The organism is Novosphingobium humi (assembly GCF_028607105.1).
GTDB classification, from domain to species: domain Bacteria; phylum Pseudomonadota; class Alphaproteobacteria; order Sphingomonadales; family Sphingomonadaceae; genus Novosphingobium; species Novosphingobium humi.
The window spans coordinates 1,676,404-1,692,776 of sequence record NZ_CP117417.1 but is presented as its reverse complement, the minus strand read 5'-3'; the positions used below and the strand labels follow the sequence as shown (position 1 = coordinate 1,692,776).

Genomic DNA, 16,373 nt, shown 5'->3' with positions numbered 1-16,373 from the left:
CGCAATGGTTGCTGTAATTTACGATCCGGCTTCCGGAGAGATCCTTTATACCGTCCAGGGTTCTTTGGAAAACATCAACGCAGATAATGCGCCTTTCGTTGAGGTGGCAGAGTTTCGCCTCGATTACGGTAAGGACTTCAAAGTCGTTGACGGCGTTCTGGTGGCAAAGGAGCCATCGCAATGACCGGCCTGCCCGAAACGACCACCCCGGCGCAGGCTGCTGCGGCGATGATGGATTACATCACCTATCTCAACGCATCGCGGGCGGAATGGTCGGCCGCCATGCGCGGATCGGCCACCGGCGGACCAAACGGGGATGGCTATTTCCCGCTTACCATGTTCGACGGCTCCACTATCCTTGTGCCCTCCGTTGCCAAACTGATGGCGGTGATTGCGGCCATGCCCGATCTGAATAGCCAGATCGAGGATCTTCCGGCAGGCGGCGCGGGCGACCTTGGGGCCGATTTCGAACTGGTGGGACGCAAGGGCGCCGGGCAGCCGCCCAAGCGCTTCGCCCCCGCTTTGTTTGCCCAAGGACGTACCCGCGATCTGGCCACGGTCAGCGCGCTCTTGGGTGACGAATTGCTGCCCTGCCTGACCAGCGCAGGCGGCGGGCAGGATCGCCGCTTTGCGCTGTCCACGCTGGGCAATTTCCTGTCGGGTGGTGTGATCAACCCCAAGCTGCCGCCATACAACTGCAAAGGGGATTGCTGCGAAATATCCGATGCTGTTTCGACGGCCGGCAGCGCGGTCATCACCAGCGCATCGGGCCTGTTCACACCGGCCGATGTGGGCAAGCTGGTCTATCTGACCAACGCGGGGCCATCCGGTTCCGTCTTGGCCACCACCGTTCAAAGCTATCAGAACCCCCACCAGGTCACCTTGGCCGCGGCGGCATCCGTCAGCCGGTCGAACGGGATGCTTTGGGGCACTGACGACAGCGCCGGGCTTGCCGCTGCGCTGGCGGCATCGGCTCCGCGCGGTGCGGTTGATTTCGGGGGCGTGGTTATGCTGCCGCCCGGATGGTATTTGACGGGGCCGCAGGTCTATCAATCGCGCGCGGCGCTGGTCGGCGCGGCGCAGGGCCGCATCTGCGCGCTGGTGCGCAAGCCTGACGGCACGACAAACCCGTTGCTGGCCAACAAGACCTATGCCTCGCCCGCCGCGATGCGTACCGACGATTTCCCGATCATTGATGGCATCGGCCTGCATGGCGCGCGGTATTATCAAAGCGGCCCGGCCTCGGAATGTTTCTATTGGAATGCGGGGATCGGCTCGACGGTTCTGACCCAGATTGACCCTTTCATCCGCTTTACCAACATCGAGGTTTGGGAGGCCAGCAGCACCGCATTTCGACTGCGCGGGCGCGGCGCCGGCCAGGTCAACAACATCAACCTGACCGGTGGCTGGGGCGAGGGTTTCCTCTATGATTCCTACGACACCACCATCAACGGCGTTCAGACACAGAATTTCCTGAATGCGGGCATCCATATCGGCGCGGGCGGGGCCAACAGTACCTTCACCGGGCTCAAGGCCTCTTACAACGGCACCGGATCGACCACGGCCAACGCCTCGCAGGAGCGGTGCTGCAACATGCTGGTCGAGGGGCAAGGCTGCACTTTCGACGGCGCGCTGTTTCAGGAAAGCTGCGGCTCCAATCTGGTCATCAAGGGCAACAATCACAGCTTCATGGGGATGCAGTTTCAGGACACGGGCGACACCTGGCCGGTGGGCGGTAATGGTTCGGGCGGCGGGCTGCTGCCGTTCCGGGCCGACATTGTTCTGTCTGGCGGGGCGTGTGTCGATAATCTCATCATCGACGCCAAGGGCTTCGGCTCTGTCCACGCGGAATGCTATGCCACCCATGCGCTTTACCTTGTCGGCTATCCTACCCGCAATCGCGGCTCGATATGGACCGCGCCCGCCGCGCGCAGCTATTACAGCGGCGGGACCGCGCCAAACGGATCGACGATCCCCGGCGGAACAGGTGTCTATGCCCCTGGCGCGATCGGCAATGACAGCAGCGGATCGCGTGCCAACAACAGCCCGCTGACTATCGACGGCGTATCGATCTGATCCCCGCCTGACAATCGCCCACCAGCCGCCCGCGAGGCGGCTTTTTTATGCCCAAAGGAAACGCGCCATCATGGCTGACTTCTCGCCGCTTGCCTCCCTTGCCGCGCCGACAGGGCGCGCGTGGGACACCATCCTTGCCCTGTTGGCCGCCCTGATCGCGACGGCCGTGGATCACCTCGATCTGATTACGAAACTGGCCGCGCTGATCGTGGTGCTGCTGACGGTCTGGGAAAAGCCCACGGTGCAGCGTCTGGTCGAACGCCTTCGCCAATCGCGTGGGGAGAAGCCCGATGACGTTGGTTGAAGATGCGCGCCTTTGGTGGCGCTGGTGGTCGGTACGCATGGCCATGGTGGCGGGCGCGGCGGCGGGCGCTGTTGTGGCCCAGCCCCAGATCCTGACCAATCTGGTCGCCTATGTGCCCGAGCGCTGGCGCCCGCTGGCCGGTTCGCTGGTCGGCATCATCACTTTCGCCGCGCCGACGCTGGCGCGCATTCTGAAACAGAGGGGAAAATCCAATGGCAACGCAGCCTGAAAATGCCGCGCCGAAGAAGGGCGGGATCGTCGTCATGGTAGCGGCCCTGCTGGCGCTGATCGGCCCGGCTACCACGCAATTGGTGTTGACCGAGATCCCCAAGGAAGAGAGCGGGCGCAAGGTGGCGGTCACCGTCTCGCCTCAAGCCGGGACCGCCACGATCACGCATATCAGCGGCAAGCAATATCTGCGAGTCTACCTCGATATGGTGGGCGTGGCCACGGCCTGCGACGGCCTGACGGGCGAAGGGATTAAGGTCGGCCGCGAGTTTACCGAGGAGCAATGCGCCTCGATGCTGATCACGCGCCTGACGGCGGATGCGGCGCGCGTGATGGCCTGCTCGCCGGGCCTCGCGCTCACGATCCCGCGCCGGGATAATGTGCGGTATGCCGCGCTCAGCCTCGCCCACAATGTGGGGTGGCAGACCTATTGCGCCAGCACCATGCGCGCCCGGATCAATGCGGGCCAGATCCGCGGAGCCTGCGATGCGCTGACGTGGTTCAACAAGGCGGGCGGTCGCGTGGTGCCCGGCATCGTCGCGCGCCGCAAAAGGGAGCAGGCGATTTGCCTGAGGGATGCCTGATGGAGCCCTTTAGCTGGTGGGCCGCCTTCAAGGCTTGGCAGGGCTGGCGGCGCGGCGGCGCTTGGCTCCTGTCCGACGTCTGGCGGCTGGTCGCCGCGATCGCGCTTGTGCTGTTGGGCTGGCAGACGGTCCAACTCAACGGCCTGTTCATCGCGCCCAAAGTCGGCCCGTTCCGCTTTACGCTGCTCGACATCGAGGGCGCGCGTCCGGCCGCCGCCAAGGCCCGCGCCATGTTGGCTGACCGGGTCAAGGCCGAGGGCGCGGCGCGCGCCGCCCAGATCGCCATCAATCACGCCCCTGCGGCCGCGAGCCGCACTCTTGCGGAGGAAACCGATGCAAAGACGAATTCTTCGCGGGCTCAGATCCGCGCCGCTGTTGCTGCCTATGCTGACACTCATCGTGTGCCTGTCTGCCTGCGCACGGACGCCGCCCCCGGCAACGCAGGTGGGGGCTCCGGTCTGCCCGGAACCGATCATCGTGCCCCAGGTGGCGGTGGGGCAGACCTATCACCCGAAATGGTGGCCATCCCCCGCGCCGACCTCGAAGGCTTTGCCGACAATACCCGCACGCTCGACCAGCTGCGCGAATTCCTCGCCGCGCTGATCGCCAGCGGCTGGGCGGCGGTTAACCCCGCCACCCCCGAAACACCGAAACCCAAGGAAGGACAGTAAGATGCCCGATTTGACCGCCACCGCGCCCGCCGGATATGTGCCCAAGGGATATGACGTCTCGTTCGGGCTGAAAGCCCCGGCCTATTATCAGGTCACCGTTTCGGCTGCGGCCAAGACGCTGGCCCAACTGATCGGCGCGGCCGTGCCCGATTGGGCCACTATGGCCTTCATCACCCCTGAAACCGGCTCGATCCGTTATCGCTGCGATGGCAACGCGCCCACCGCCACGGTCGGCCAGCCTGTCGGATCGGGCCAATCGTGGCCCTTGACCGGGGCAAGCGCTCTGGCGGCCGCGCAATTGATCGCCGCTGCTGACACCACTGTCTCCATCGAATTCCGGGGGTAATCCAGATGAGCTTTGTTCTGGGGTTCGCGGCAGGGGCGCGGCCCAACCAGGTGCGCGCGCAGACCGTCAGCGCGATTGTCCCGCTCAATTCTGGTGCGCTCGGGACGCTGCCGGATTTCGGGCTGGCCAAACCGATCACCTATGCCAAGACGGGCGGCAGTTCGAACCTGTCGCTCTCGGGCAGCAGCTTTGCCGCTGCGGTGGCGTTGGCCGCCGGGGCATCACAAAGCATAACGGGGACTGCGACCGGTGCCGATGGCTGCGTATTGCCTTGGACGCTGACCTGTACGGGGCAGGGCGGCACCGGCGGTGGCGGGGGAGCGGTCAATTTGCCCAATGGCTTCGCTCTGGGCGTCTTGGCCCACAGCTACGGCCAGAACGGGATCACCGGTGGCGCCACCTCGGCCGCCTTGCCGTTGATCAAAACCAACGTCAGCGGAATCGAGGCGTGGCTTGAGGCCATCTGCCCCTATCTTCGTTATGAAAAATGGTGGGGCTTTCAATACGCCACCATGAACATCGCCAGCGGGACCGGCACGTTCAACAAGGGCGATACCGTCACCCAGACCGCCAACGGCTTCACCGGCACCATCGCCTCGATCAACTATTCGGCAGGCGCGGGCAACCTGACGCTCAAGAATGTCTCGGGCACCTTCACCAACGGCGCGGTCACATCGTCTTCGGGCGGATCGGCCACGGCCAGCAACGTCCTGATGCAGAACTATCGCGGGGCCAACCAGTCGATCAGCGGCGACTATCTGACCGAGCAAAACGGCACCATGGGTCTGATCAACCGCGTCAACGCGCTGATGACGCTGCCCAAGCCGCCGCGTGTGGTGCTGATCAATGGCGCGCTCAACTCGATCATCAACGGCGTGGCCGGCGCCACGGCGGGCGACCAGACCAAGGTCATCGTCGATGCATTGCAGGCCCATGCCAATTGGCAGGCCGGGAACATCATCATCGTACTGGACTGCAACCCGACAACCTCTGTCGGCTATGCCGGATCATCATCGGCGGCCCGCCAGCGGACGAGCGATTACAACGCCTATCTGCGCGCCAATATGCCGAGTTGGTCGGGGTATGGGACCACGCTGTTCCGCATCTCGCTGTTTGAAGCCCTGATCACAAACGCGACCGGGGATGAGGCGGCCGACAATGCCAGCTATGTGGCGGGCACCAACTTTGCCGATGCGAACCTGATGTATGACGCCAACCATATTGCCCAGGGTGGCGCTTATAAGGTGGCCAAGCAGATCAAAGCTATTCTCGACGGTAAGGTTGCCGACACCGGCAACTTCTGGAAGGCGAACAATGCTGCCTCCACGGCATACAATGGGGCGACCTGGACGGCGCAGGCGGGCACTGTATCGGGCGCGCTGACAACCAAGGCGCTGGGTTCGCAGGCATCGGGCTCGGCGGTTGCAGGCGTAGTGACCGGCCTGACCATCACCGGCTCGGCCACGGCCAACGTCAAATGCTATCTCGAACCCGGCAGCGGGTCGAATGGCGCGGCTGTCGGCCAGTTCATCCAGTGCTTCGAATATACCAATACCGGCAATTCGGACATGGTGACGGTACAGTTCAATTCCTTCACCAATGGCCCCGGCGCGGCGGGGCAGACCAGTTGGGTGCAGTTCCAACAAGACATCGCCATTGATGCCTCGGGCGTGTTTTCGTCCGTCTCGGCCTATCTGTCGGAAAACAACAGCGACAAGGCCGTCATGCTGGAATGCGATGCCACCGCGCAGGGTAAGGCGGTGGGTCTGCCTGCCGAGGCCATGACGCTTTCGCTTCTCACGCCGACCGTCCAGCTTTCGGGTACGCAGCCCAGCATCAAGACGCGCCTGATTTTCCGGTCCACCGCCGCGCGCACCGGATCGCACACGGTCAAGGTGTATCCAACCGGCGCGGTCAAGGTGGTGGCGGATCCGACCGTATGATCGGCGCGGCGATTATTATGCTCAATGATCGCCGCGCTCTTTGCACTTCCAACGAGAATAAATTCAAACGGTCGTGGCAGCGTTGGCAAATTCGGCGTCGTTGTGAGGGTGGAAATTGACTGAGGGCGGTCATGCCAATTTGCAGTGGGAGCGGCAGCCCTCGACCAATTCAAGACGTTCCGGGGTTAAGGCTTAGATGACCGCCATCGCTGTTAAACTTGCCATTCGCAATCCAGAGAATGGCTGCAGACGTGATAGTGCCCCGGCCGCAATGCCCGCGCCAGTTTTTCAAGCTGTACATGAAAGGTACTACAGGTGCTCCTGTCGTGCTTACGAGTGAATAAAAGATGATGTATTAACGGAACGCCTAGCCCAGCTGGTCGCCATACTCAAATGTTCCAGAGATTAGAATTTCCTTTGGTCCCGTTTGCGATGCATCTCCAGCCCAATAGGCCCTTAAAAGGGCTTCAGATTCAAAGTAGGTGGAATGGTTTTCTACATCGTCAATAAATGACCCACAATGTATGCTTGTGGAAGCATCAGTTCCTATTTCCAAAGTGCAAATTATAGAATTTTTCCGATCACTGTCGCCATTAATTTTGCATTCTTGAAGATACAAATTAGCATCATCGATATTATCAAAACCAAATGCACTTTTAAGTCGAGAATGGGCCTGTGGAGCGAAATTTTTGCGAATATCCTCAAATAAAACTTCTCTCACTCTTAATCCATCATTAGAATTTCGGAACTTCTGGTTGTATCTCGCACAGGTTTTAACAAAACGCTCGACATCATATAAATTCAGTGCAGTATCATACGATGATTTGTGTTTTTTATAACATTCTAAACCATTCAATTTGCTATTAAATGCATCAATCGCCAATTCAACTATAGATTCCAGAGATGTTTTTCCTTTTTTGTATAATCTAACTATTTCCATCGCTGCCATAGTATTATTTGAATTCAGGCCGAGAGAATTACCCCAGTTTACATTATTAGTGTCCACGACAATGCCTGGGCGATACCATTGACGCCGAACAACGTGATAGATGATCATATTGGTGAATTCCTCGATAGCGCGTTGCTGTCCACGACGAATGCCCCCTTGCAGACTCGCCGAGCAATTTGGACCTAACGGCTATTTGCCAGTCTGTCGCTCGACAGCCAATAGCGAGACACGACTACATCTGGCGGCGGGTCCGGCCGGGCGAGCACGCCCCCTACTGACGGAAGCTGTCGTTTATAAGCCTCAACTTGAACGGCTGAAATGTCCCAGCCCACGACATAATATAGCGGTCAAACAGAGAGTGCGGCGGGGCGCAAGGGGTCGATCTTTGGCGCGAACAACTGTGCCGACTTTCATGCCATCGCGCCACGCAGAACAAGGCGTGAACAACGCAACTTGCGCGCCCGATTTGTGGCGGAAACCTGCGGTTCTGGGGCTTGGGGCCCGATTCGCAAGCGGGTTTTCAAGACCGCTGCCTTAAACCACTCGGCCACCTGTCCTTGTGATGCGGCGCATAGCCCCGATTCCCGGCCAAGCGCAAGGGCTGGCGGGTTTTTTTGCGCGGATGCCTGTGCCATAAGCGGCCGCATGACGATCCGCCCCACGCGCCACCGCTGCATGACTGCCTTGTTTTCTCTGGCTTTGGGGATGGCGGCCACGATGATGCCGTCCTCCCGCCTGCGGGCGCAGGAGGACGCAAATCAGGCCGGTTTTGACGCTTATCTGCAATTGCTGGCCGCGCGGGCGCGGGGCGAGGGGGTCAGCGAGGCGACCATTCAGGCGATGACGACCGGGCTGACCTATAATCCCCGCGTGATCCAGTTGGACCGCAGCCAGCCCGGCGCCAGCACGACCACCACGCCGCCCGCCTATGCGCCCTATCGGATCAAGCATGTCGATGCCGCGCGCATTGCGCGGGGGCGTGCGGCCTATAACAATGTGGCGGGCGAGGCGGCCCGGATCGAGGCCCGCTATGGCGTGCCCTTGCCGATCCTGCTGGCGATCTGGGGCGCGGAAACCGATTATGGCGCGGCCAAGGGCGGGTTCGATCTGGCCGGATCGCTGGCCACGCTGGCCTATGAGGGGCGGCGGCGCGAATTGTTTGCCGCCGAATTCATCGCGCTGCTCAAGATGGTGGACCGGGGCGTCCCGCGCGACCGGCTGCGGGGCAGTTGGGCAGGGGCCTTTGGCAACCCGCAATTCCTGCCCTCGGTCTATCTGCGGATCGCGCAGGACGGCGACGGCGACGGCTTTGCCGACATTTGGACCAGCCGGGTCGATACGCTTTCCTCGATCGGCGCCTATTTCCGCGATGCGGGGTGGAAACCGGGGGTGCCATGGGGTGTACCGGCGACGGTGCCCGATGGTTTTAACCGTGCCGGTGTCGCCTCGCGACTCGATTCGCCAGTTTGTCCGCGCGTCCATGCCCGCATGAGCCAATGGAAAACCGTGGCCGAATGGCGCGCATTAGGGGTCATTGCGGAGGGAAATATCAGGGATTCCGAACTCACTACGCTGATTGAGCCGGATGGCGCCGGAAAACCTGCTTTCCTCTTAACCGGTAATTATCGGGTTATCCTCGATTATAACTGCTCGAACTATTACGCCTTGAGTGTGGGATTGCTGGCCAATGAGATTGCCCGTTGAACGTCGAGTAGCGCGCCTGATGCTGGGACTGGCCGTTTCGGGGGCTGCGCTGGGGGTGGGGATGCCTGCCCATGCGGGGCTGAAGATCCCCTTCGTTTCGGGCGGCGGCAAATTGCCCCCCGCGCCCGCCATGCCCGACACGCCGCGCGCGGTATCAGGTCCGGCGGCCGACTATCCGGTGGTGCTGGGCGAACCGTACAGGGTGGGCGATACGGTGTTTTCGCCCGCCAATGCGATGAATTACGATGCAGTGGGCTATGCTTCCGTGGGCGGCCCGTCGACCGGCGTTTCGGCCGCTCATCACACGTTGCCGCTGCCTTCCTATGTCGAGGTGACCTCGCTGACCAATGGCCGCACGATTCTGGTGCGGGTCGAGCGGCGCGGCCCGATGGACAGCACGCATACGATCGAACTGTCGCCCGCCGCGCTGGCGCAATTGGGGGCAAGCGCTGACGGTCAGGCGCCGGTGCGGGTGCGCCGCGTCAATCCGCTGGAAAATGAGCGCGCCCTGCTGCGCGCCGGGATGAACGCGCCCGAACGGATGCCCACGCCCAAGCCTTTGCTGGCGGTGCTGCAACGCCGTCTGGCCACCGACCCCAATGCCAATCATGCGGGCGCCTCGCTGGCCACCAGCGTGCTGGTGGGCGCGGCGCGCGACGATGATGATGACGCGACCGCCGCCAAACCGGCCTCCAGACTGGCGGCTGCAGCGCCGATGGTGCCGGTTGCGGCAAAGCCGGTTCGGGCCGCCATCACGCCCATGCCCGTGGCCCCCACGCCGCGCCAGCCTGTCGCGCCGCCCGTTACGGGGGCGTCCTATGCCACGCCGCGCTTTACCGCGCTTGCCCCGGTCAAAACGCCCTCCGAACTGGGCTATGCACCGCCGGGTCAACCGGCTCAGACCTTTGTTCCGGCCCGGCCTGCGGTCAAACCGCCAACCTCCGCCAAGCCCCTCGCCATGGCCAAACCGGCGGCCAAACCCAGGCCTGCCGCCCCTATCGCTCTGGAGGCCCGCGTCAATGCCGCGCCCGCCCCGGCTGCGGGTGGTTTCGTGGTGCAATATGGCGCTTTTTCGGAAAAAAGCCGCGCCCAGTCGCTGGCCCGCGCCGCAGGGGCGCGGATCGTGGGGGGCGGCGCACTCTGGCGTGTGCGCTCAAACGCTTACCCTTCGCGCCCGGCCGCCGACGCCGCGCTGGCTAAAGCCAAAGCGGCTGGTTATACCGAAGCGCGAATCCAGCGCGGGGATTAATGGTCGTTGCCCGCGACTGGCGGTTCTCATCTCAAAACGGAGAGGGCCGGACAGATTGCGGGAACGGGTTTGAAAATTTCTCGAATGAAAAAGCTGCTGATTGCGGGCGTTACGGTTTCGGTCGCGGGGCTGGCGGCGCTGGCTGCGCATGGCGGGGTGAATTCGGGTCAGGTGGTTGTGCCGCTGGCCCCGCCTCTGCCTGCGCCCACATCGAATGCGGCCAATGTGGCGCTGGCCGCGCGGGCTGACGATCCCTTGCCGCCGCCCGAGGTGGGGGCGGCGCCGGTGGCTTTGCTTTATGATCTGGGCTCCGGGCGCACGCTTTATGCGCATAATGCCGACACGCCCTTCCTGCCCGCCTCGGTCACGAAGACCATGACCGCCTTTGTTGCCTTTGAAATGCTGGCCAAGGGCGAGTTGCGCGAGGATCAGACCTTTACCGTCAGCCGCGAGGCATGGCGCGAATGGCATTCCAAGGGCAGCCGCATGTTCCTGTCCGAGGGCAGCAAGCCGACGGTGCATGATCTGTTGATGGGCATCATGAATGTTTCGGCCAATGACGGCGCGGTGGTTCTGGCCGAAGGGGCCGGGGGCAGCGTGGCGGGCTGGGTCGAGAAGATGAATGCTACCGCCCGCAGCCTTGGCATGACGCACAGCCATTTCGGCACGCCCAATGGGTGGATGGACAAGGGCAACACCTATGTCTCGGCCAATGATATGGTGAAACTGGCCAGCGCGATGCTGACCCGCCATCCCGATTACTACCGGCGCTTTGTGGGCCGGCCCGGCATGACATGGAACGGCATAACCCAGCCCAACCACGACCCCACGCTGGGCGTGGTGCCCGGCGCGGACGGGATCAAGACCGGCTATACCGGCGAGGCACACTACAATTTCCTCGGTTCGGCCCAGCGCAACGGCCGGCGGCTGCTGATGGTGCTGGCCGGTGTGCCCACCCCGCGCGAACGCACGGCGGCGGCCAAGGCTTTGCTCGAATGGGGCTTTTCCGCATGGGAGGACAAGCCGCTGGTGGCCGCCGGAACCAAGCTGGCAAGCGCGCAGGTGCAGGGGGGCACGGTGGGCTCGGTCGATCTGATCGCGCCGCGCGATATGTTTGCCACCATGCCGGCGGGGGCTTCGGCTCCGGCCAGTTTGCGGGTGATTTATAACGGACCGCTGGTCGCGCCCATTGCCAAGGGGACGCCGGTGGGCGAACTGGAAGTGCGGCTTGGGGGAGCCGCGCCTGTGCGTTTGCCGTTGACGGCGGCGCAAGAGGTGGAAAAAGGCGGGGTCATGGATCGGGTAAAGTTTGGTTTTGCAAGGTTGATTTCCTGATGGGGCGGCAAATTCGGGCCGGGCGCTTCATCGCGCTGGAAGGCGGCGAAGGCGTTGGCAAATCGACCCAGAGCAAATTGTTGGCCGAAGCGCTGCAGTCGGGCGGTTATGAGGTGGTGCTGACGCGCGAACCGGGCGGCACGCCGGGCGCGGAGGCAATCCGCGCGCTGCTGCTGGGCACCGAGGGTGAGGGCTGGGGCGCGCGGGCTGAGGCGCTGCTGTTTGCCGCGGCGCGGGCCGATCATGTCGAACGGCTGATCCGCCCGGCACTGGAGCGCGGGGCATGGGTGATCTGTGATCGCTTCATCGATTCCAGCCGCGCCTATCAAGGCGGCGGCGGCGGTCTGTCGGACGAGGATGTGCTCACCCTCCACCGCATCGGCAGCCAAGGGCTGCTGCCCGACCTGACCTTGCTGTTCGAGGTGCCGGTTGATGTGTCATCAGCGAGGCTGGCGGCGCGCGATGCGGATGGCTCGGACCGGATCGGCGGGCGCGCGGCGGAATATCACGCCCGCGTCGGCTCGGCCTTCGAACGCTTTGCCGAGGCCGAACCGGAGCGTTTCGTCCATATCGACGGGGCCGAGGATGTCTATGTCGTGCATGATGCGGTGATGTCGGCAATTGGCCCGCTGCTGTGACGCGCCTGCTGGGCCATGATGCGCCGTGGCGCGAATGGCACGCGGCGCTGGGCAGCGCGCGGATGCATCATGCGTGGATTCTGGCCGGGCCGCATGGCGTGGGCAAGGGCAGCTTTGCTCGGATCGCGGCGGCCGAGCTGGTGGCGCAGCCGGGCGTAGCCCAGCCTCCGGTCGAGGCGCATCCCGACATTCTGATTCCTGAATATCCGCCCGCCACCAAGGAAGACGAGAAAAAGCGCGAGGCGGGCGAGGACTATAACCGCAAGCGTTCGATCCCCATCGACGAGATCCGCCGGATGCAGCACCGGTTGAACACGCGGCCCACACTGGGCAACCGGCGGGTGGTCATTCTGGACACGGCCGATGATCTGGAAAAGAACGCGGTCAATGCGCTGCTGAAATCCTTGGAGGAACCGCCGGCGGGGACCTATTTCCTGCTGGTGGCGCATCGCATCGGGCGGCTGTTGCCGACGATCCGCTCGCGGTGCCGCATCCTGCGCTTTGCCCCGCTTGAGGATGGACAGGTCGATCTGGTGCTGAGCCGCGCCGCGCCGCACACCGATGCGGCCACGCGCGCGGCCGCGATTGCCGCGGCGCAAGGCTCGCCCGGCGTGGCGTTGGAATTTGTCGAGGAGGATCTGGCCCCCGTCCATGCGCTGATGCAAAGGCTGGCGGCAGAGGGCGATCCCGATCTGGCGCTGCGTGGCGCTTTGGCCACGGTGATGGGCGCGCGGCCCAGCAGGGCGCGGGTACAGGCCGCGTTTGAACTGGCGCGCGCCGTGCTGGCCGACAATCTGCGCGCGGCGAGCCCTGAGCGACAGGCGCGCATGATCGAGGCCCATGCCGCTCTGGTCCGTTTGGGGGCCGAGGCGCCGATCTTCAATTATGAACCGCCCATGCTGGCCATGGAGATGGGGGCGCTGCTGGCCTCGGCGTCAGGGCGGTAATTCGGACATGGATAAAAAAGCGGTTTGCAGCGGACGGATGCTTGCCTAGAGAGGCGCAAATCTCTTTTATTGCAGGTGCCGCAGGCTCATGGCCGAACCATTCTATATTACCACCGCCATCGCCTATCCCAATGGCAAGCCGCATATCGGCCATGCCTATGAGGCGATTGCCGCCGATGTCATCGCCCGTTTCCAGCGCGCTTCGGGCCGCGACGTGCGGTTTCAGACCGGTACGGACGAACACGGGCTGAAGATGGCCCAGAAGGCGCGCGAACTGGGGATCAGCCCCCGCGCGCTCTGCGATGAAATGTCGGCCCATTTTCAGGCGATGTGCGATGCGCTCAACATCAGCTATGACAAGTTTCAGCGCACCACCGATGAGGCCCATTACCGCGCCAGCCAGGCGATCTGGCAGGCGATGGCGGATAAGGGCGACCTTTATCTCGACCGCTATGAAGGCTGGTATTCGGTACGCGACGAGGCGTTCTACGACGAAAGCGAACTGGTCGTGGGCGAGGACGGGGTAAAGCTCTCGCCGCAGGGCACGCCGGTGGAATGGACGGTGGAGGAAAGCTGGTTCTTCCGCCTCTCGGCCTATGGCGATAAGCTGTTGGCGCTCTATCGCGACCATCCCGAATTCATTCAGCCCGAGAGCCGTCGCAATGAAGTGATCCGCTTTGTCGAAGGGGGGCTGCGCGATCTCTCGATCAGCCGGACCTCGTTCGATTGGGGTGTGCCGGTGCCGGGTTCGCCGGGGCATGTGATGTATGTGTGGGTCGATGCGCTCACCAACTATCTGACGGGGCTTGGCTATCCGGAAAAGACGCCGGAGATGGACAAGTGGTGGCCAGCTGATGTGCATTTGATCGGCAAGGATATTGTCCGCTTCCACACCGTCTATTGGCCCGCATTTCTGATGAGCGCGGATTTGGCGCTGCCGCGTCAGGTGTTCGGCCACGGCTTCCTGCTGCATCGCGGCGAGAAGATGTCGAAAAGCCTTGGCAATGTGGTCGATCCGCTCGAACTGGCCGAAAGGTTCGGGGTGGACAGCCTGCGCTATTTCCTGATGCGCGAGGTCAGCTTTGGGAATGATGGTTCGTATAGCGCCGAGGCGATTGTTACGCGCTGCAATGCCGAGCTGGCCAACAGTTTCGGTAATCTGGCGCAGCGAACATTGTCCATGATTTTCAAGAATATGGGCGGAGTTCTTAAGGCCGATTGCGTGGTTGCCGAGGCGGATGCTGCGCTGCGTGATGCGGTTGCCGCCGGCATTGCCGAAATGCGCAAGTCCTTTGCCGATTATGATTTCAGCGCGGGCCTTGATGGCTGGATGCGCGCTGTTTTTGCCTGCAACGCCTATGTCGATGAGCAGGCTCCGTGGACGTTGCGCAAGACCGACCCGGCGCGGATGGAGGCGGTGTTGATGACACTGCTGCGCTGCGTGCGCGATCTGGCGCTGGCGGTGCGGCCGGTGGTGCCGACGGCGATTGACAAATTGCTGGACCAGATGGGCATTGGCGCCGATGCGCGCGATTATGCGGCGCTGGACAATGGCGACTGGCTGGCCGTGCTGGCCGGGCAATTTACCTTGGCGCAGCCGGTGGGCGTTTTCCCCCGTCTCGAACTGCCCGTGGAGGAATGATGCTGATCGATTCGCATTGTCACCTCAATTACAAGGGGTTGGTCGAGGATCAGGACGAGGTTCTGGCCCGTGCACGCGCGGCCGGGATCGGCGGTTTCCTCAACATCTCGACCCGGCAAAGCGAATGGGATGCGGTGATCGCCACGGCGGATCGCAACCCCGATGTCTGGGCCACGGTGGGCATCCATCCGCATGAGGCGGATGAACATGCTGATCTGGGCGAGGGGGCTTTGTTGGAGGCCACGCGCCATCCCAAGGTGATCGGGATTGGGGAAACGGGCCTCGATTATTATTACGACCATTCCGACCGCGCGGTACAGCAGGCCCTATTCCGCACCCATATTCGCGTGTCGCGCGAAACGGGTCTGCCGCTGGTCATTCACACTCGCGATGCCGAGGAGGACACCACGCGCATCATCGAGGAAGAGATGGGAGAGGGGACCTTTCCGGCGCTGATCCATTGCTTCACTGCCTCGGCTGGATTTGGGGCGCGGATGGTGGAACTTGGGCTGACCATCTCGCTTTCAGGCATTGTGACCTTTAAGAACGCGCGCGAGTTGCAGGCATTTGCGGCGGAAGTTCCGGCGGATCGGCTGTTGGTGGAAACGGATTCGCCTTTCCTGGCGCCGGTGCCGCATCGGGGCAAGACTTGCGAACCTGCCTATACCGCCGACACCGCGCGCTTTGTGGCGGGCCTGCGGGGCGTTGGCGTTGAGGAACTGGCCGCGCAAACCACGGCGAATTTCCGCAAGCTGTTTGGAAAAGCGGCATGAAGGCGATCATTCTGGGCAGCGGCACTTCGACGGGCGTGCCGCGCATTGGCGGTGAATTCGGGCTGGATTGGGGCGATTGCGACCCGCAAGAGCCGCGCAACCGCCGCACACGCGCTTCGATCATCATCGAAAATGACGCCGGAACCCGGCTGCTGGTGGACACGTCCACCGATCTGCGCCAGCAATTTATCGCCAATAATATCCATAAGATAGACGCAGTTTTCTGGACCCACGATCATGCCGACCATGCCCATGGCATCGATGATCTGCGCCCTTTGCGCTATGGTCGTGGTGGTCCGATCCCCGGCTATGGCGTGGATGAAACCGTACGGCGGCTGCGTCAGCGCTTTGGCTATGTTTTTGCGGGACAATTTGGCTATCACACCATCGTTCAGCTCGAAACGCTGAACCAGTTGCGGATGTGCGCCGGGATTGGCATCGGTTGGACGGTGATGCCGCACGGCCCGGCCAAGAGCACCGGATTTCGGTTCGATTGTGACGGAAAGACAATCAGTTACGCGACAGACTTCAGCGAGATTACCGATGAGATGGTATCGCTGTTCTATGGCTCGGACGTGCTGATCACCGATTGCCTCCGGCGCGAGGCCCATCCGACCCATGCCAATCTGACCATGGCGCTGGAACTGGCCAGCCTGACCAAGGCCAAAAAGGTTGCGCTGATCCATCTGGACAAGAGCATGGATTACGCGACACTGAGCCGTGAGATACCAGCGCATGTCGATGTCGGCTTTGACGGAATGGTCATCAGGGCATGAACCCGGCTGCGATCAGCGTGGACCAGATTGTCGCGCTGATCGCGGTGGCTTTGATGCTGATGCTGTTGTGGCGCAATCTTGCGAGCTATCGGCTGAGTGCGGGGCGCAAACTGGGCATGGCGCTGCTGTGGCTGGTGGCGTTTGGCCTGATTGCCTTGCTGGCGGCACAATTCGGGCTTTAGGCGCCGCGCAATCGGCGCGAACAGAG

18 protein-coding genes are annotated in these 16,373 nt (G+C 62.6%); 17 read left to right on the top strand and 1 reads right to left on the bottom strand.

Going from position 1 to position 16,373, the window contains the following annotated elements:
- Positions 1-4: 4 nt before the first annotated feature.
- From PQ457_RS07905 to PQ457_RS07870, 8 genes are all read left to right on the top strand, one after another.
- Positions 5-184, top strand: coding sequence for a hypothetical protein (locus tag PQ457_RS07905; protein ID WP_273619169.1), 180 nt, complete (start codon positions 5-7; stop codon positions 182-184).
- A complete protein-coding gene (locus tag PQ457_RS07900; RefSeq protein ID WP_273619168.1) occupies positions 181-2,076 on the top strand; it encodes a hypothetical protein in 1,896 nt (631 codons plus the stop codon). Before PQ457_RS07905 ends, PQ457_RS07900 begins: the two co-directional genes overlap by 4 nt.
- Positions 2,077-2,146: 70 nt before the next feature.
- Positions 2,147-2,380, top strand: coding sequence for a hypothetical protein (locus tag PQ457_RS07895; RefSeq protein ID WP_273619167.1), 234 nt, complete (start codon positions 2,147-2,149; stop codon positions 2,378-2,380).
- On the top strand, positions 2,367-2,609 hold the full coding sequence (locus tag PQ457_RS07890; RefSeq protein ID WP_273619166.1) for a DUF7940 domain-containing protein: 243 nt from the start codon (positions 2,367-2,369) through the stop codon (positions 2,607-2,609). Before PQ457_RS07895 ends, PQ457_RS07890 begins: the two co-directional genes overlap by 14 nt.
- Entirely contained in the window at positions 2,593-3,192 is a 600-nt protein-coding gene (locus PQ457_RS07885; protein ID WP_273619165.1) for a lysozyme, read from the top strand. Before PQ457_RS07890 ends, PQ457_RS07885 begins: the two co-directional genes overlap by 17 nt.
- The gene (locus PQ457_RS07880; protein ID WP_273619164.1) at positions 3,192-3,863 is read left to right on the top strand and encodes a hypothetical protein; all 672 of its coding nucleotides are present in this window, start codon (positions 3,192-3,194) and stop codon (positions 3,861-3,863) included. The genes PQ457_RS07885 and PQ457_RS07880 overlap by 1 nt, the downstream gene beginning before the upstream one ends.
- Position 3,864: 1 nt before the next feature.
- A complete protein-coding gene (locus tag PQ457_RS07875) occupies positions 3,865-4,209 on the top strand; it encodes a hypothetical protein (protein WP_273619163.1) in 345 nt (114 codons plus the stop codon).
- Positions 4,210-4,214: 5 nt separating this feature from the next.
- Positions 4,215-6,152: a hypothetical protein gene (locus PQ457_RS07870; RefSeq protein ID WP_273619162.1), complete on the top strand. Its 1,938-nt coding sequence runs from the start codon at positions 4,215-4,217 to the stop codon at positions 6,150-6,152.
- A 367-nt stretch (positions 6,153-6,519) separates the two neighbouring features.
- Here PQ457_RS07870 and PQ457_RS07865 read toward each other — a convergent pair whose 3' ends face one another.
- Positions 6,520-7,209: a hypothetical protein gene (locus tag PQ457_RS07865; RefSeq protein ID WP_273619161.1), complete on the bottom strand. Its 690-nt coding sequence runs from the start codon at positions 7,207-7,209 to the stop codon at positions 6,520-6,522.
- A 567-nt stretch (positions 7,210-7,776) separates the two neighbouring features.
- On the opposite strand from PQ457_RS07865, the gene PQ457_RS07860 reads away from it, so the two are divergent.
- From PQ457_RS07860 to PQ457_RS07820, 9 genes are all read left to right on the top strand, one after another.
- Positions 7,777-8,805 (top strand): lytic murein transglycosylase, encoded by a 1,029-nt coding sequence (locus tag PQ457_RS07860; protein WP_420540976.1) that lies wholly within the window; start codon positions 7,777-7,779, stop codon positions 8,803-8,805.
- Positions 8,789-10,054 (top strand): septal ring lytic transglycosylase RlpA family protein, encoded by a 1,266-nt coding sequence (locus PQ457_RS07855; RefSeq protein WP_273619160.1) that lies wholly within the window; start codon positions 8,789-8,791, stop codon positions 10,052-10,054. The genes PQ457_RS07860 and PQ457_RS07855 overlap by 17 nt, the downstream gene beginning before the upstream one ends.
- 84 nt (positions 10,055-10,138) lie before the next feature.
- Positions 10,139-11,389 (top strand): D-alanyl-D-alanine carboxypeptidase family protein, encoded by a 1,251-nt coding sequence (locus PQ457_RS07850; protein ID WP_273619159.1) that lies wholly within the window; start codon positions 10,139-10,141, stop codon positions 11,387-11,389.
- A gap of 11 nt (positions 11,390-11,400) precedes the next feature.
- A complete protein-coding gene (tmk, locus tag PQ457_RS07845) occupies positions 11,401-12,027 on the top strand; it encodes a dTMP kinase (protein ID WP_273619276.1) in 627 nt (208 codons plus the stop codon).
- Complete coding sequence (locus PQ457_RS07840) at positions 12,024-12,974, top strand: AAA family ATPase (RefSeq protein WP_337958483.1); 951 nt, start codon at positions 12,024-12,026, stop codon at positions 12,972-12,974. The genes tmk and PQ457_RS07840 overlap by 4 nt, the downstream gene beginning before the upstream one ends.
- 88 nt (positions 12,975-13,062) lie before the next feature.
- Positions 13,063-14,616: a methionine--tRNA ligase gene (gene metG / locus PQ457_RS07835; RefSeq protein ID WP_273619158.1), complete on the top strand. Its 1,554-nt coding sequence runs from the start codon at positions 13,063-13,065 to the stop codon at positions 14,614-14,616.
- Entirely contained in the window at positions 14,616-15,389 is a 774-nt protein-coding gene (locus PQ457_RS07830) for a TatD family hydrolase (RefSeq protein WP_273619274.1), read from the top strand. Before metG ends, PQ457_RS07830 begins: the two co-directional genes overlap by 1 nt.
- A complete protein-coding gene (locus PQ457_RS07825; protein ID WP_273619157.1) occupies positions 15,386-16,165 on the top strand; it encodes an MBL fold metallo-hydrolase in 780 nt (259 codons plus the stop codon). The genes PQ457_RS07830 and PQ457_RS07825 overlap by 4 nt, the downstream gene beginning before the upstream one ends.
- Complete coding sequence (locus PQ457_RS07820) at positions 16,162-16,347, top strand: hypothetical protein (RefSeq protein WP_273619156.1); 186 nt, start codon at positions 16,162-16,164, stop codon at positions 16,345-16,347. The genes PQ457_RS07825 and PQ457_RS07820 overlap by 4 nt, the downstream gene beginning before the upstream one ends.
- Positions 16,348-16,373 lie beyond the last annotated feature (26 nt).

Bases quoted from the DNA above. Each gene is read 5' to 3' on its own strand.
- PQ457_RS07855 (WP_273619160.1), top strand. From the start codon at position 8,789: ATGAGATTGCCCGTTGAACGTCGAGTAGCGCGCCTGATGCTGGGACTG.
- PQ457_RS07890 (WP_273619166.1), top strand. From the start codon at position 2,367: ATGACGTTGGTTGAAGATGCGCGCCTTTGGTGGCGCTGGTGGTCGGTA.
- PQ457_RS07825 (WP_273619157.1), top strand. From the start codon at position 15,386: ATGAAGGCGATCATTCTGGGCAGCGGCACTTCGACGGGCGTGCCGCGC.
- PQ457_RS07860 (WP_420540976.1), top strand. From the start codon at position 7,777: ATGACTGCCTTGTTTTCTCTGGCTTTGGGGATGGCGGCCACGATGATG.
- PQ457_RS07820 (WP_273619156.1), top strand. From the start codon at position 16,162: ATGAACCCGGCTGCGATCAGCGTGGACCAGATTGTCGCGCTGATCGCG.
- PQ457_RS07895 (WP_273619167.1), top strand. From the start codon at position 2,147: ATGGCTGACTTCTCGCCGCTTGCCTCCCTTGCCGCGCCGACAGGGCGC.
- PQ457_RS07830 (WP_273619274.1), top strand. From the start codon at position 14,616: ATGCTGATCGATTCGCATTGTCACCTCAATTACAAGGGGTTGGTCGAG.
- PQ457_RS07900 (WP_273619168.1), top strand. From the start codon at position 181: ATGACCGGCCTGCCCGAAACGACCACCCCGGCGCAGGCTGCTGCGGCG.
- metG (WP_273619158.1), top strand. From the start codon at position 13,063: ATGGCCGAACCATTCTATATTACCACCGCCATCGCCTATCCCAATGGC.
- PQ457_RS07850 (WP_273619159.1), top strand. From the start codon at position 10,139: ATGAAAAAGCTGCTGATTGCGGGCGTTACGGTTTCGGTCGCGGGGCTG.
- PQ457_RS07880 (WP_273619164.1), top strand. From the start codon at position 3,192: ATGGAGCCCTTTAGCTGGTGGGCCGCCTTCAAGGCTTGGCAGGGCTGG.
- PQ457_RS07865 (WP_273619161.1), bottom strand. From the start codon at position 7,209: ATGATCATCTATCACGTTGTTCGGCGTCAATGGTATCGCCCAGGCATT.
- PQ457_RS07875 (WP_273619163.1), top strand. From the start codon at position 3,865: ATGCCCGATTTGACCGCCACCGCGCCCGCCGGATATGTGCCCAAGGGA.
- PQ457_RS07885 (WP_273619165.1), top strand. From the start codon at position 2,593: ATGGCAACGCAGCCTGAAAATGCCGCGCCGAAGAAGGGCGGGATCGTC.
- PQ457_RS07905 (WP_273619169.1), top strand. From the start codon at position 5: ATGGTTGCTGTAATTTACGATCCGGCTTCCGGAGAGATCCTTTATACC.
- PQ457_RS07870 (WP_273619162.1), top strand. From the start codon at position 4,215: ATGAGCTTTGTTCTGGGGTTCGCGGCAGGGGCGCGGCCCAACCAGGTG.